Origin of the sequence: Pseudomonas sp. FeS53a (assembly GCF_000931385.1) — a bacterium.
Classification (GTDB): Bacteria; Pseudomonadota; Gammaproteobacteria; order Pseudomonadales; family Pseudomonadaceae; genus Metapseudomonas; species Metapseudomonas otitidis.
The window spans coordinates 223,349-236,504 of sequence record NZ_JYFT01000015.1; the positions used below are offsets into that span (position 1 = coordinate 223,349).

Sequence of the window (13,156 nt, forward strand, 5' to 3'; positions counted from 1 at the left end):
GCGCTTTACGGCACGGGGCTCGGGTTGCCAGGGGCGCAGCTCGTCCTGGTGGCGCTCGCCGTATTCGGCGATCAGCTTGGCGTCGACCTTGTCGGTCTTCACCCGCTGCAGCTGGCTGCGGGCGTAGTGGGCGATCTGCGCCGGGTTGAGGACACAGACCCGATAGCCTTGCTCCAGCAGCCATTCGGCCAGGGCTTCATGGTGGATGCCGGTGGCCTCCATCACGACCCAGGCTCCGGGTTCGCTGTGCTTGTTCAGCCAGTCGCGCAAGACGGCGAAGCCCGCTTTGTCGTTGGCCAGCTTGGCCTTGGTGCGGTACTTGCAGTTGGGCTGCAGGGCGGCGAGGTCAAAGGTGTGTTTGGCGATGTCGATGCCGATGACGCTGGGCATGGATTCTCCTCTCGATCCGTTCAGACGCGATCATCACTGCACCCGGCCCAACCTTGTGAATGCGAGCTCRAGGCTCTGGATACCGTTCGGGCTGTTCGAGTGAGTGTGGAGGGGCGGAGCACTATCTACGTTGCAGGCTCGCGGCCTAAGGGTGGGCACGGCTTCCTATCCCTCCCCCGATGATCAGTCGGGGACTATGCCCCTGGGGTGGGGCAGTAGTCGAGATACAAGGGTGGGCTTCAGCCCACCAGCGCAAACGCTTCGCGAGCACAGCTCGCTCCTACAGGGCTCACCCCAACAACGACGCCACGGTGCGCTCACCCAGCGCCGGGCCGATGCTCATGCCCAGGCCGGTGTGCATCAGCACGGCGGTGACGCCCGGCTCGGGTTGGATGACGCTGAACGGCGCCGGGCCACGGGCGCCGTACACGCCCTGCCAACGCTCCACCACCTGCAGGCGCTCACCGAGGGTGTGCTCGGCCAGGTCCAGCATGAGGCTGTCCACCGCTTCGGCGTTGAACGGCGAAGCATCGCGGCCATAGTCGTGGGAGTCGCCGACGATCAGGTCGCCGTGGGGCGTGGGGCTGACCAGCAGGTGGATGCCGTGCTCGATCAGTTCCGGCCGGCGGGACTGGACCTGTTCGCGCAGGGCGATGGCTTCGGGCAGGTCGGCGAAGGCGCCGTAGTGGGTGCAGCTCAGGCCCGTCAGCACGGCATGGTCGAGGCCGATGGCGCGGGCCGGGCGTACCCGCAACATTTGCAGGCGACACACCTGGGGCTGCAGGGCGGCCATGGGCTCGGCCAGCAGGGTCAGGTAGTCATGTCCGGAGCAGACGATGATCTGCTCGGCGCGGCAGCTGCCGGCGCTGGTGTGCACGCGCTGGGGCTCGACGTCGCGCACCAGGGTGGAGAAGTGGAAGGTCACGCCCATCTGCTCACGCAGGTAGGCCACCAGGGCCGGCAGCGCCTCGCGGGAGTACAGCTGCTGGTCATCGGCACCGTGCAACGCAGCGCGGTGGTGGGCGAAGCGGCCGTCGTACAGTGCCGCCAGGCGTTCGCCGCGCAGCAGCTCAACGGTGTAGCCGTGCTCCCGCGCGCGGCCGGCACAGAAGGCGTCGAGCACCTGTTCTTCGGCTTCGTCGCGGGCGAACAGCAGCGAACCCTGACGGCGGATGTGGAAGCCGGCCGACTCGGCCAGGTGCGCCCAGATCGGGCGGGCCTCGCGGGCCAGGTCCAGCATCGGGCCCGGCGCCTGGCCGGTGATCAGCGCCTGGCCGAAGTTGCGCACCGAGGCGCCCAGGGGCTGCTCGCTGCGTTCGAAAACCGTCACCCGCAGGCCGCGCCGAGCAGCGGCATAGGCGTGGGACAGGCCGAGGATGCCGGCGCCGATGATGGCGATATCGGTGTCGTGGATGGGCATTGCGGGAATCCTATGGGTCAGGTGTGACCGTCATGTGCCGGCCCCATGAGTGGGACAGGCACATGACGACACGGGATCATCGGGTCCGATCAGGCATAACCCCGTCAGGAAGACGGCCTCGCCCGCAGCTCCAGGGCCAGCGCTTCCAGTTGCTGCGCGCGCTGGTAGTTCAGTTCGGCGATACAGGCCAGGCGTCGGGTCTCCAGCGCATGGCCGACGGCACCGCCGCCGACCGACGTGGCCAGGGCACATTGCCGCTCCCGGTACTCGATGAATGATTGGCGGGCGGCACGTGCGCGGCCTTGACCGGTGCGGACCTGTTCAGCGGATTCGTCCCACTGCTCGAACGCCGCGAACAGGGCCGACTCGGCTCGTTCGACGGCATGCTGGCTGTGGCCCAGCTTCTCGCGCAGGCAGGCGTTCAGGTCCGCTTGCGAACCGCTCATGCTGCAGGCTTCGCGCAGCTGGCGCTGGCTGGGCACGGCGCCCTCCTCAGCCGCCCCGCTGGGCAGCGCAAGGACCAGCAGTGAGGTGAAGCCGAACAGCATGACCGGGCGCATCACATGAACCTCCCTGGAGTGGACGGGCGCTTATTGCGGCAGCTTCTCCGACTTGCCGTCGTACCGCTTGCGCCATTCGGCGAGGATGCTATCGCGGTTCTTCGAGGCCCACGCGAAGTCGTTCTTGATCAGGCGCTGCTCGTAGTCGGCGGGCAGTTCGGTCTGCGGCTTGGCGATGCCGGGCTGGGCGAGGACGGCGAAGTTCTCCTTGTACAGCTCCATGGCGGCGGGGCTGGCGGAGAAGTCGGCGAGCTTCCTGGCGGCGTCGGCGTGCTGGGTGCCCTTGATCACGCCGGTGGCTTCGATTTCCCAGCCCAGGCCTTCCTTCGGCAGGACGATGTCCAGCGGCGCGCCCTGGCGCTTCAGCTGCACCGCCGGGTATTCGAAGGAGATGCCGATGGGGAACTCGCCGGCGGCGGCCAGCTTGCACGGCTTGGAGCCGGAGTGGACGTACTGGCCGATGTTCTGGTGCAGCGCATCCATGTAGGCCCAGCCTTGTTTCTCGCCGAAGGTCTGCAGCCAGGCGCTGACGTCGAGGAAGCCGGTGCCGGAGGACGCCGGGTTGGGCATGACGATCTTGCCCTTGTACTCGGGCTTGGTCAGGTCTTCCCAGCTGCCGGGCTTGGTCAGGCCCTGCTTCTCGGCTTCGACGGTGTTGAAGCAGATGGTGGCGGCCCACACGTCCATGCCCACCCAGGCCGGCGGGTTGGCGGCGTCGCGGTAGTTGGCGCCGATGGCGTCCAGGTGCTTGGGCGCGTAGTGCTCGAGCATGCCCTGTTGGTCGAGGATGGCCAGGCTGGAGGCCGCCAGGCCCCACACGGCGTCAGCCTGGGGGCGTTCCTTCTCGGCCAGCAGCTTGGCGGTGATGATGCCGGTGGAGTCGCGCACCCACTTGATCTCGATGTCCGGGTTTTCCTTCTCGAAGGCCTTCTTGTAGGCCGCCAGTTGCTCGGCCTCCAGGGCGGTGTAGACGGTCAGCTCGGTGGCGGCCTGGGCCTGCAGGGCGAAGCCTGCGACAACGGCGGCAGCGAAGGCGAGACGCTTGAACATGTGAAGCTCCTTGGTTGGTGTGCTGGGGTCAGGTTTGGCTTGCTGTGGCTATGCGTTGGCAGGGGTTTCGCCGCGCGCCAGGCGGGCGTTGATCGCGTCGATCACCCCCGGCAGGTCGGCGAGGGTGTCGATCAGGTAATGCGGGCGGCTTGGCGCGAACAGCGCGTCGATACGGGGGCGCTCCTCGGCCAGGCGCGCGGCCGGCAGGGCCTGGTAGGCGGCGAAGTCGAGGCCGAGGAAGTTGCCGGAAAAGCGCAGCGCCACGGTCCACATGCCGGCGCTGCGGCCTTCGAGGATGCCGGGCACGGTGTCGTCCACCTTCACGCAGGCGGCCACGTCGTCGAGGCCGAGGGCGATGACGTTGGCCAGCGCCTGGGCCGGGCTCGGGCGGCCCCTGGGCACCTCGTCGGTGGCGACCACGTGGTCCGGCCGGTAGCCGGCCTCGGCGGCCAGTTCCACCACCTTGTCCATCACCACCCTGGGGTAGCCGGAGCAGGTGCCGATCTTCAGCCCGCGCTGACGCAGGGCGGCGATGGCCTCCAGGGCGCCGGGGATCAGCGCCGAGTGCTCGCCGACCTTGGCGATCTGCAGCGGCATGAAGCGCTCGTAGATCGCGGTGACGTCCGCGTCCGTGGGCAGCCGGCCGAAGCGGCGCTCGAAGCGCGCGGCGATGGCCGGCACGTCGCACAGGGTGCGGATGTGGTCCCACTTGCCCATGCCCATGGGGCCGCGCGCCTCCTCCAGGCTGAGTTCGACGTCGAAGCTGGCGAAGGCCTCGACGAAGATCCGCGTGGGGGCGAAGGAGCCGAAGTCGACCACGGTGCCGGCCCAGTCGAGGATGGCGGCCTGCAGGTGCGTGGGGGTCTGGTAATGCATGGGGATCTCCGTGGATCAGTGGCCGGGCGCGGTCTGGCGCCAGGCCTGGGAGCGGCGCAGCAGGCCGCGCGAGGCCCCGGCCAGCAGCAGCGAGACGGCGGCCGAGGTGAGCAGGATGAGGGTGGACATGGCGGCCGCGCCGCCGACGTTGCCGGCGTCGTCCATGTTCAGCACGGCGACGGCGGCGAGCACGCTGTCCGGGCTGTAGAGGAAGATCGCGGCGGACACGGTGGTCATGGCCGAGACGAACAGGTAGCGGACGATGTCCAGCAGCGCCGGCAGGCAGATGGGCACCGTCACCTTCAGGTAGTGGCGGTACAGCGGCATCTTCAGCGACAGCGCGGCGGCCTCGAACTCGCCGTCGAGCTGGCGCAGCGCGGTGCTGGCGGTCATCTGCGCGGTAGTGAGGAAGTGCGCGATGGAGCACACCACCAGCAGCGTCATGCTGCCGTAGAGGCCGTGCAGCGGGTTGGCCGGCAGGTTGAAGAAGAAGACGTAGCCCAGGCCCAGCACCAGCCCGGGCACCGCCATGGGCACGAAGCTGAGCAGGCGCAGCACCTGGTTCAGGGCGCGCTGGCCGTGGGTCTTCTCCATCAGCCAGGCGCCGGTGAAGATCAGCGCGCCACCGAACAGCGCGGTGCAGGTCGCCAGGGTCAGGCTGTTGCGGTACGCCAGCCAGCCGCCACCGGCGGTTTCCTCGAAGGCGTAGTGACGCAGGGACAGCGACAGGTTGTAGGGCCAGAACTTCACCAGCGAGGAGTACACCGCCATGCCCAGCACCCCCAGCAGCACGGCGCAGACCAGCAGCACCAGGGCGAGGAAGCCGGCATCCCGCAGGCGCGAGGGCTTGGGCTGGTGGACCTGGGCGCGACCGCTCATGGCATCGCCCTGGCGCCGGCGCAGCCAGGCATCGACGCCGAAGCTGAGCAGGGCCGGCAGCAGCAGCACCATGCCGATCAGCGCACCGCGACCGAACTGCTGCTGCCCCACCACCGCCTTGTAGGCCTCCAGGGCCAGCACCTGGTAGTCGCCGCCCACCACCACCGGCACGCCGAAGTCGGTGATGGTCAGGGTGAACACCAGGCAGAAGGCGGCGAACACAGCCTGGCGCGTGGCCGGCCAGGTGATGCTGCGGAAGGCCTTCCAGGGCCCGGCGCCCATGCTGGAGGCCGCGTCGAACAGGCGGCCGTCGGCCAGGGACAGCGCCGAGATGAGGATCATCAGCGCATGGGGGAAGGTGTAGATGGCCTCGCCCAGGACGATGCCCCAGAAGCCGTAGATGTTGTCCGGCAGCCAGCCACGCAGCAGGCCCTGGTTGCCGAACAGGTAGATCAGCGCGATCCCCGGTAGCATCGAGGGCGCCAGCAGCGGCAACAGGGAGATGCCGCGCCACAGCCCCTTGGCCGGGATCAGCGTGCGGGTCAGGGCGTAGGCGAACAGGTAGGCCACCGGCACCACCAGGGCGGCGACGCTGAGGGAAACCTTGAGGCTGTTGCCCAGCAGCCAGTGGAAGTTGGCGCTGGCCAGCAGCTCGCGGGCGGCCACCAGGCCACCGCCCTGCCCGGCTTCACCGCTGAAGCCGCGCCAGAAGATGGCCGCCAGGGGCAGCACCACGGCGACGGCGAGGAAGGCCAGGAACAGGCACTTGCCGCCCTGGATGAACAGGCGGTCCCCCAGGTCGCCCGGGCGACGGCGGGCGCTCTGCGGGAGGGCCAAGGTGCGCTCCATCAGGCGAACACCTGCAGGCTGCGGGACGGCAGCGCCACCCAGATGTCCGGCCCGCCGAGGCGCGGCATCTGCGCCGGGTCCAGCTCGGCCAGCAGCGGGTGGCCGGGCAAGGCGTCCAGCTCGAAGCTGACCCGGCAGCGGTTGCCGAGGAAGGTGATCTCGCGCACCTGGGCGCGGAAGCGGTTGTCGTCGTCCTGGCCGGGCTCCACGGCGATGGCCTCGGGGCGGCAGAACAGCTGGCCACTGGCGCCCTCGCCCGCCTGCTCGGGCAGGCACAGGCGCAGGTCGCCGACCCGCGCGTGGCGCCCGTCGCGGCCCTCGAACGGCAGCCAGTTGCCCTGGCCGACGAAGCTGGCGACGAAAGGCGTGGCCGGGCGCCGGTAGATGGCTTCGGGGGTGTCGTACTGCTCGACCCGGCCGTGGTTCATCACCGCGATGCGGTCGGCCATGAGCATGGCCTCGTCCTGGTTGTGGGTGACCATCAGGGTGGTGATGCCCAGGCGCTTCTGCAGCTGGCGCAGCTCGGTGCACAGGTGCTCGCGGACGCGGGCGTCCAGCGCCGACATGGGCTCGTCCAGCAACAGCAGCGACGGCGACGGCGCCAAGGCACGGGCCAGGGCCACGCGCTGCTGCTGGCCGCCGGACAGCTGGCCGGGGTACTTCTTCTCGCTGCCGGTCAGGCCCACCAGTTCGAGCATCTGCGCCACGCGCTGGCGGGCTTCTTCACGGCTGGCACCGGTGAGGCCGTAGGCGATGTTCTGCTCGACGCTGAGGTTGGGGAACAGCGCATAGGACTGGAACAGGATGCCGTAGTCACGGGCCTGGGGCGGCAGGTGGGAGATGTCCCGCCCGCCCATGCGCAGCACGCCGGCATCCTGCCGCTCCAGCCCGGCGATGCAGCGCAGCAGCGTGGTCTTGCCACAGCCGGAGGGGCCCAGCAGGCACACCAGCTCGCCTTCGGCGATGTCCAGGGACACTCCGTCCAGGGCGGTGAAGCTGCCGAAGCGCTTGCGCACTTCGCAAGCCTGCAGATAGGGGGTGGCGGACATGACAGGACCTCGCAGAACACTGGCGCACCGCAGGAAGCGCGGTACGGCTCGACGAGGCTGATGCTAGGGAGCAAATGCGAAATCCATGTGGCGATAACCCCAAGCCCACCGATAGTGGCATTGGCGGATTTGGTATAGGCCAGCGCTCTGGTAGTGTGCGCAGCGGCCGGCGCAGCCGCGTCGGGACGGCTTCAGGGCCCATCGATCCATGGAGAAGGAGACTCAGCATGCCGAACGAACACTGCTCCCGCCCCCATCGCGCCGTTGCCCTGGCGCTGGCCGTCATGGCCCTCGGACTGGGTGGCTGCAGCACCCACCCGCCGGAGAAGAAGCAGGGCCAGATCCTGGCCGAGGCCCTGGCGAAAACACCGAACCCCACACAGGCACGCGAGCTGGTCACCGTCACCATTCCCAGCCACGGGGCCCTGGCAGACCAGTTGGCGATCGCCTCCGGCGGCGGTGCCAACGCCACTCAGCTGGCGGCGCTGCTGAGCCAGGTGGCGCGCTCGTCCACCCCGCGCGTTCTGGTCATCGGGGGTGCGCCGGCACTGGACGCCGCGGTCATGCAGGGGGCGCTGAAGGGCCAGCGACTCGATGGCCTGCAGGTGATCTTCGCGGGGCTGCCGGAACAGGAGGCGGACATCGCCACGCTCGTCCGCGCTGCCGGCGCGCGTTTTGATTTCGTTTCGAGGCAGTAAGAGGCAAGACGGGGCTGGTACGGAAAAAGCTGATGTCGAAGCACCAAATTGCGGTGCCAAGCTGGTTATCGAGTTTGCGGATATCACCTGTTTCGCCTTGCCTGGCGAGTCTCTTTTTTCAGTCGCCAAAAAAGAAACCAAAAAGGCTCGCCCCTGCATCCGGCCCGGCTGCGCCGGGTTCCCTCCCTCCATCGTCGCTCCAGGGGCACGCGCTGACAGGCCATCCATGGCCTGACAGCGCTCTCGCGACATCCATGTCGCTCAACCCCTTCCACGACGATTCCGCTCGGCCTCCTGAAGGGGCACTGTCCCCGCCCGACCATTCCTTGCCTGGCAACAGCGCAGCGTGCGCGCTTGCCATGCGAGGAGGTGAGCCGGGAAGGCTGCTCTAGAGGGGTGAAGAGTCGCGATAAGCGATTAGGACATATAGCCAATGAAAAGCCCGGCCCCTGCAACAGGGACCGGGCATTCGGGCTTAAAGCCGATTGAGGGTGACGTTGTCCAGGTACAGCGACTGGTCGGAGCGGGTGCTGAGCACCATCAGCTCCATGCGCCGGTAGGTTCCGGCCGGCACCTGGAAGCTCTGCTGCAGCTTGCCCCAGGCGCCGCCCTGGGTGTTCACCACGCCCAGGGACAGCAGCCGGCCGTTGCCGGCGGTGTCTTCCAGGTAGAGGTAGGTATAGGCCAGCGCGGCGACGCTGGTGGTGCGGCCCACCATCGCGTCGGCGGCGAAGCGGTAGGACAGCCCCGGCTGCACCTTGCCGGCCAGGAGCAGGCTGGCGCCGGTGCCGTCGGCCTTGCGGGCGTAGACCTCCAGGGACTTGCCGGTGGTTGCCAGGGCGGTCAGCCGGGTGCTGCCGTAGAAGCCCGCCCAGTCGCCGATGGCGCTGTCGAAGTTCCAGCTGAAGGCGGCCGGGGTCACCGGGGTGACGGGGTTGGTGGGGGTCACTTCGCTGAGTTCCACCTCATCCAGCAACACGGCCAGGCGGTTGACGCTGACCAGGCCCAGGTAGGTGTTGCGGATGACGCTGGCCGGCGGCTGGTAGACGAAGGTGACGTCGATGGGGGTGAACTCGCTGCTGGTCACCGACTTGATCACACCGTTGGCCGTGCTGTAGCTGATGCCGGCGTTCTCCTCGTGAACCATGCCCAGGTAGACGTTGCCGCGCACGTTGGTGCCCTTGAGCATCACCTTGGCCTTGAGCCGGTAGGTGGCGCCGACCTTCAGTGCGCCCACCGAGGTGGCCAGCACGTCGTCGCGGCCGGCCGGCAGCTCGAACTGCAGGGCGTCGTCACGGCAGGTCTTGCCGACGTTGAGGGTGCTGAGCTTGGCCAGGTTGAGCAGGGCCTTCCAGCCATCCAGGGTGCGGAATTCGCCGTTGGCCACCAGGCCCTTGAGCGCCGGCTTGTCGCACCAGGCCGTGGTGATCGGCGGGGTGGGCGTCGCCGGGGTGGTGGGTGTGGTCGGCGTGGTGGGGGTCGTGGGCGTAGTAGGCGTCGAGGTCGGGTTGACCGTCTCGGGCACCTTGGTCGGACGCAGCGCGGCGATCTGCGCGGCCATGTCGTTCAGCGCCCGGGCGGCGTCGGCGAAGCTGGCACGGCCGCAGGCCTGGTTGGCGCAGGTGGTATCGACCACGTTAGGCGTGGAGAACAGCGGTGCCTGCACGGACGCGTTGAACACCTGGGGGTAGGCCATGATGGTGGAGWAGCGCCCCTGTACCCCGTAGCCCCGGCCCCATTCGTAGGTGCCCTGGTGAATGCCACGGGCCAGGTAGGTGTAGTAGCCCTCGGTCTGGTCCTGCTCGTAGGAATGGCGCAGCCCCATGTTGTGGCCGATCTCGTGGGCCATGGTGCTCAGGCTGCAGTCCACCCCGGTGATGCCATAGGCACTGGCCCAGGCACCGTTCTGGAAGGTGCCGCTGTTCTTCGGCCCGGAGAGCACGTAGCCGATGCCGCACACGCCATAGCCCTGCCCCACCTGGGTGCGGCTGATCAGCTGCACCACGTCGGCGCCGTAGGTCTCGCGCAGCTGCTGCACGCGCGGATCGGCGGCGAAGGCGGAAAGGTCCTTGTCGGAGATGGTCGGATAGCTGGCCCAGGTGAGCGGCTGGGCGTTGACCAGGCGCAGGCGCAGGTTGACGTTGCTTTTCTTGTAGGCGTTGTTGGCGAACTCGATGTAGCTGGCGATGCGCGCGTTCATGTCCCGCCCGTTGGGCAGGGCCTGGGCGTCCTTGGTGTAGAGCACCAGGATGTCAACGGTGCGCGGTTCGGTGGTGGCGGCGTGGGTGAAGGGGGCCAGCAGGAGCAGGGCCAGGCAGGCGAGCAGTTTCTTCATGGTAATCGTTCCTGTAGCGCTCAGCCGCGGGTCGGCGGCGGGAGGGGCTGCAACGGCGTGGAATCGGGGGTCACGAGGGCGTCCGGGGTGGCACGCATCAGCAACTGGTTCTGGTCGGTCACCAGGGTGCTGCCGGTGGCGTTGTCAACCACCATGGACAAGGTCTGCTCGCGAGTGGCGAGGGTGATGTGGGTTTCCAGTTGGCCCTTCACCACGGTGAGGGTGTCTTCCGGCTGGCCGCCCTCCACCGGGCCGCTCCAGACGGCAGCACCGCCGGTGTTGTGGGTCTCGTCCAGCGTGGCGCGCAGCGGTGCCTGGCGGCCGGGCACGCCCAGCTGCAGGGTCTTGCCGACGGAAAGCTCACCCAGGGAGGTGGTCGCCACCTGGGTGCGGTAAAGGGTCATTTCCTGCTGTTGCTCGGGCACCAGGGAGTGGCTGTCCCAGAGTTCCATCAGGGTGTCGGCGGGGGCGTCCGCCACGGGCACCGTGGCGACGTGGGGTGCCGGCACCACGTTCACCGCAACCGGCATCGGGCTGGCCGCCACGGGCGCGCCCGCCATGACCGGGGCGACGGGCAACGGAGCCGCCGGGGCTGCTGGCAATGGGGTGTGCTGGGTAACGGCCGGAGCCGATGGGGCATCGCGCAGGAGGACGGCAAGGGTGGCACCTGATGTGACCAGGGCAACCGCCAGGTAGAGGAGCGTACGGGGCATGACCACCTTCCCATGTTTCACCCGGCACAGCCGGGTGGCAGCGAAACCACGGAAGAGCATCCCTGACGAACCGTGGAACAGGTTCGACCGTTGCGAGGGGTAACGGCCAGTTGTTCGATTTATTGACGCCGGAAAATTGATATCACAGTGCCTGCATCCGACATAAATACGCTTTCGCTATTAGCAAAGTGCTGGATCACACCATTGCGCTGCTGCCCCGTCTGCTGCCGATTTCTCGCCTCCTGAAGGACGTTGCAAGGCGCGAAGAAAGTTGAACGCGTTCAACTTCCGCAAGTGAACCAACCACCACCTTAAACAGTTCCTCGATGGCCATCGGGATAATTGGGATTTCTCGCACATTGCTGGTTTGACAGCCTCGCCGCCAATCGTGGGTAATTGCGAAATCCGGCGGCATCCAACCGCAAACAGCTGATAACACGTCACCATCATCGACGGAGTTGTCAGACAAAAACCTTTGATTACAACAGGTTGTGAAGCATCCCAGTGCGTACCGCTTAACTTCCGCGCTATTCCCTTAGTTGGCTTCATGCAACTCAAGACGCTGGCAATCTGATAGTAGAAACGAACTTTTCAATTCAAACCGATACCGCACGTTTGAATAAGTAGCACCCACTTCATTTTTGAATTACTTCACCGGCTCAACCGAACAGCCCCTTGCGTCGTCATTGAATTCAATGGCCGGCCTTTGCCTGCCCGTTGACTGACCCCGCCTGCGCATCACGGACGTGCAGCGGCGGATCACGAAATACCCGGCCCGGACCGGGTGAAGAAGAAGGAGAACCCCCATGCGGAAAACCTGGCTCTACTCGGCCGTCGCCCTGGTGACGGCCGGCACGACCCTCGCCGTCCTGCTCAAGGACGCGCCAGCACAAGGCGATCAGGCCCCGGTGGCCTCGGCACCGTCCGACACCCGCCCGACCCCGTCGCCGTCCCTGGCAGACGCCGGCAGCCTGCCGCAGGCCGCTGCCCCGGTCGCCGCGAAAGCCTCACCAGCCGCTCCGCAGGATGTACCCCCAGCCACCACCCTGGCTCTGTGGTCGCCTGACACCCTGCGGGCCGAGGATCAGGACGGCATGACCGTCTACCACACCCGGACCTCCCCCGACCTGCTGGGCGCACTCGCCGTGGGCCGGACCCTGCAGCTGGGTGTACCGGGCCGCCAGGAGCCCCTGCGAGCCAAGCTGGACGAGACCCACAACACCGGCAGCACCGCCGTGTGGAGCGGCCCGGTGGAAGGCGGCAGCGACGCCGACACCCTGACCGTGGTGAAGGGCCAGCTGGAAACCCACATCACCCTCGCCACCCCCGAGCAGACCCTGTCCTTCGTGGTGGACAACGCCACCGGCGCCACCCAGGTGACCGACCAGAACGCGCTGCTGATGCGCGCCACGCCGGACCCGATCGTCACCCCCGACGCCAAGCAACTGCCTCCCCTGCCGCCGCCCGCCCAGGGCTGATCCCACAAGGAACGTCTCCCATGAAAAGACTCTTCATCGGTGCCCTGCTGGCCGTCGCCGTCCAGGCCGCCCATGCGGCCGAGCCGCGCACCGTCGACATCCTGGTGCTCTACACCAAGGACGCCCAGGCGCTGCCCAACGGCCGCGACATGGACGCGCGCATCGCCAGCTACATCGAGTACGCGAACAACGCCTACAAGAAAAGCAACGTCAACCTGCGCCTGCGCCTGGTGCATCGCCAACTGCTGGACTGGGCCAGCTACCCCACCGTCTCCAGCCGTGACCTGGCCGCCTTCGCCGCCGACAGCCGCGTGCAGCAGCTGCGCGAGACCTACGGCGCCGACATGGTCCACCTGATCGGCCGCACCCAGGACGGCCAGGGCTACGGCGTGTGCGGCATCGGCTATGTGCTCTCCGGGCAGAAGAACAGCGGCACCTTCAACTCCGGTTCCGCCAACAGCGCCTACGCCATCACCGGCGTGGACTGCAGCCTGAGCACCATGGCCCACGAGATCGGCCACAACATGGGCCTGCGCCACTCCTACGAGCAGGACCAGACCGAGGGCTACTACCAGTCCGACTGGCACCAGGGCACCTTCGAATGGAGCCGTGGCTACGGCGTGCAGGGCCAGTTCTCCACCATCATGGGCTACCCCCACGTGTTCAACGCCCGCGTCCAGGCCCCGCTGTTCTCCTCGCCGCGCGTGGTGGACAGCACCTGCGCCAACCAGGCCTGTGGCCAGGAGAACCACGCAGACGCGGCCCGTGCACTGAACGCCATGGCGGCACAGATCGCCGCCCTGCGCGCCACCAAGGTGCCGGAGACGCAGAACCCCACCAACCCGGGCACCCCCACCAC

Annotated in this window: 12 protein-coding genes; 3 read left to right on the forward strand and 9 right to left on the reverse strand. The window is 67.8% G+C overall.

Annotation, left to right across the window (positions count from 1 at the left end):
- The 7 genes from SZ55_RS28265 to SZ55_RS06545 all read right to left on the reverse strand — a co-directional run.
- The coding region (locus SZ55_RS28265; RefSeq protein ID WP_044403216.1) for an IS110 family transposase at window positions 1-390 on the reverse strand (390 nt) is incomplete at its 3' end.
- Window positions 391-679: 289 nt separating this feature from the next.
- Entirely contained in the window at window positions 680-1,810 is a 1,131-nt protein-coding gene (locus tag SZ55_RS06520; protein ID WP_044403128.1) for a TIGR03364 family FAD-dependent oxidoreductase, read from the reverse strand.
- Between the two features lie 104 nt (window positions 1,811-1,914).
- The gene (locus SZ55_RS06525) at window positions 1,915-2,370 is read right to left on the reverse strand and encodes a lysozyme inhibitor LprI family protein (protein ID WP_052807542.1); all 456 of its coding nucleotides are present in this window, start codon (window positions 2,368-2,370) and stop codon (window positions 1,915-1,917) included.
- A gap of 30 nt (window positions 2,371-2,400) precedes the next feature.
- Complete coding sequence (locus SZ55_RS06530) at window positions 2,401-3,420, reverse strand: putative 2-aminoethylphosphonate ABC transporter substrate-binding protein (RefSeq protein WP_044403131.1); 1,020 nt, start codon at window positions 3,418-3,420, stop codon at window positions 2,401-2,403.
- A 48-nt stretch (window positions 3,421-3,468) separates the two neighbouring features.
- Window positions 3,469-4,296, reverse strand: a complete 828-nt coding sequence (gene phnX, locus SZ55_RS06535; RefSeq protein ID WP_044403134.1) for a phosphonoacetaldehyde hydrolase — start codon at window positions 4,294-4,296, stop codon at window positions 3,469-3,471.
- A gap of 15 nt (window positions 4,297-4,311) precedes the next feature.
- Complete coding sequence (locus SZ55_RS06540; protein ID WP_044403136.1) at window positions 4,312-6,024, reverse strand: putative 2-aminoethylphosphonate ABC transporter permease subunit; 1,713 nt, start codon at window positions 6,022-6,024, stop codon at window positions 4,312-4,314.
- The gene (locus SZ55_RS06545) at window positions 6,024-7,073 is read right to left on the reverse strand and encodes a putative 2-aminoethylphosphonate ABC transporter ATP-binding protein (protein ID WP_044403140.1); all 1,050 of its coding nucleotides are present in this window, start codon (window positions 7,071-7,073) and stop codon (window positions 6,024-6,026) included. Before SZ55_RS06545 ends, SZ55_RS06540 begins: the two co-directional genes overlap by 1 nt.
- 227 nt (window positions 7,074-7,300) lie before the next feature.
- Between SZ55_RS06545 and SZ55_RS06550 the strand changes: the two genes are divergently transcribed.
- Complete coding sequence (locus SZ55_RS06550) at window positions 7,301-7,771, forward strand: hypothetical protein (RefSeq protein ID WP_044403143.1); 471 nt, start codon at window positions 7,301-7,303, stop codon at window positions 7,769-7,771.
- 475 nt (window positions 7,772-8,246) lie between these two features.
- Here the strand turns inward: SZ55_RS06550 and SZ55_RS06555 are convergent, their stop codons facing one another.
- Entirely contained in the window at window positions 8,247-10,106 is a 1,860-nt protein-coding gene (locus tag SZ55_RS06555; protein ID WP_044403146.1) for a zinc-dependent metalloprotease family protein, read from the reverse strand.
- Between the two features lie 20 nt (window positions 10,107-10,126).
- On the reverse strand, window positions 10,127-10,819 hold the full coding sequence (locus SZ55_RS28440) for a hypothetical protein (protein WP_177329725.1): 693 nt from the start codon (window positions 10,817-10,819) through the stop codon (window positions 10,127-10,129).
- An 806-nt stretch (window positions 10,820-11,625) separates the two neighbouring features.
- Between SZ55_RS28440 and SZ55_RS06565 the strand changes: the two genes are divergently transcribed.
- Together SZ55_RS06565 and SZ55_RS06570 are read left to right on the forward strand one after the other, a co-directional pair.
- Complete coding sequence (locus tag SZ55_RS06565) at window positions 11,626-12,297, forward strand: hypothetical protein (protein ID WP_044403149.1); 672 nt, start codon at window positions 11,626-11,628, stop codon at window positions 12,295-12,297.
- Between the two features lie 20 nt (window positions 12,298-12,317).
- Window positions 12,318-13,156 (forward strand): zinc-dependent metalloprotease family protein (locus tag SZ55_RS06570; protein WP_044403153.1); only part of this gene is annotated, 839 nt, incomplete at its 3' end.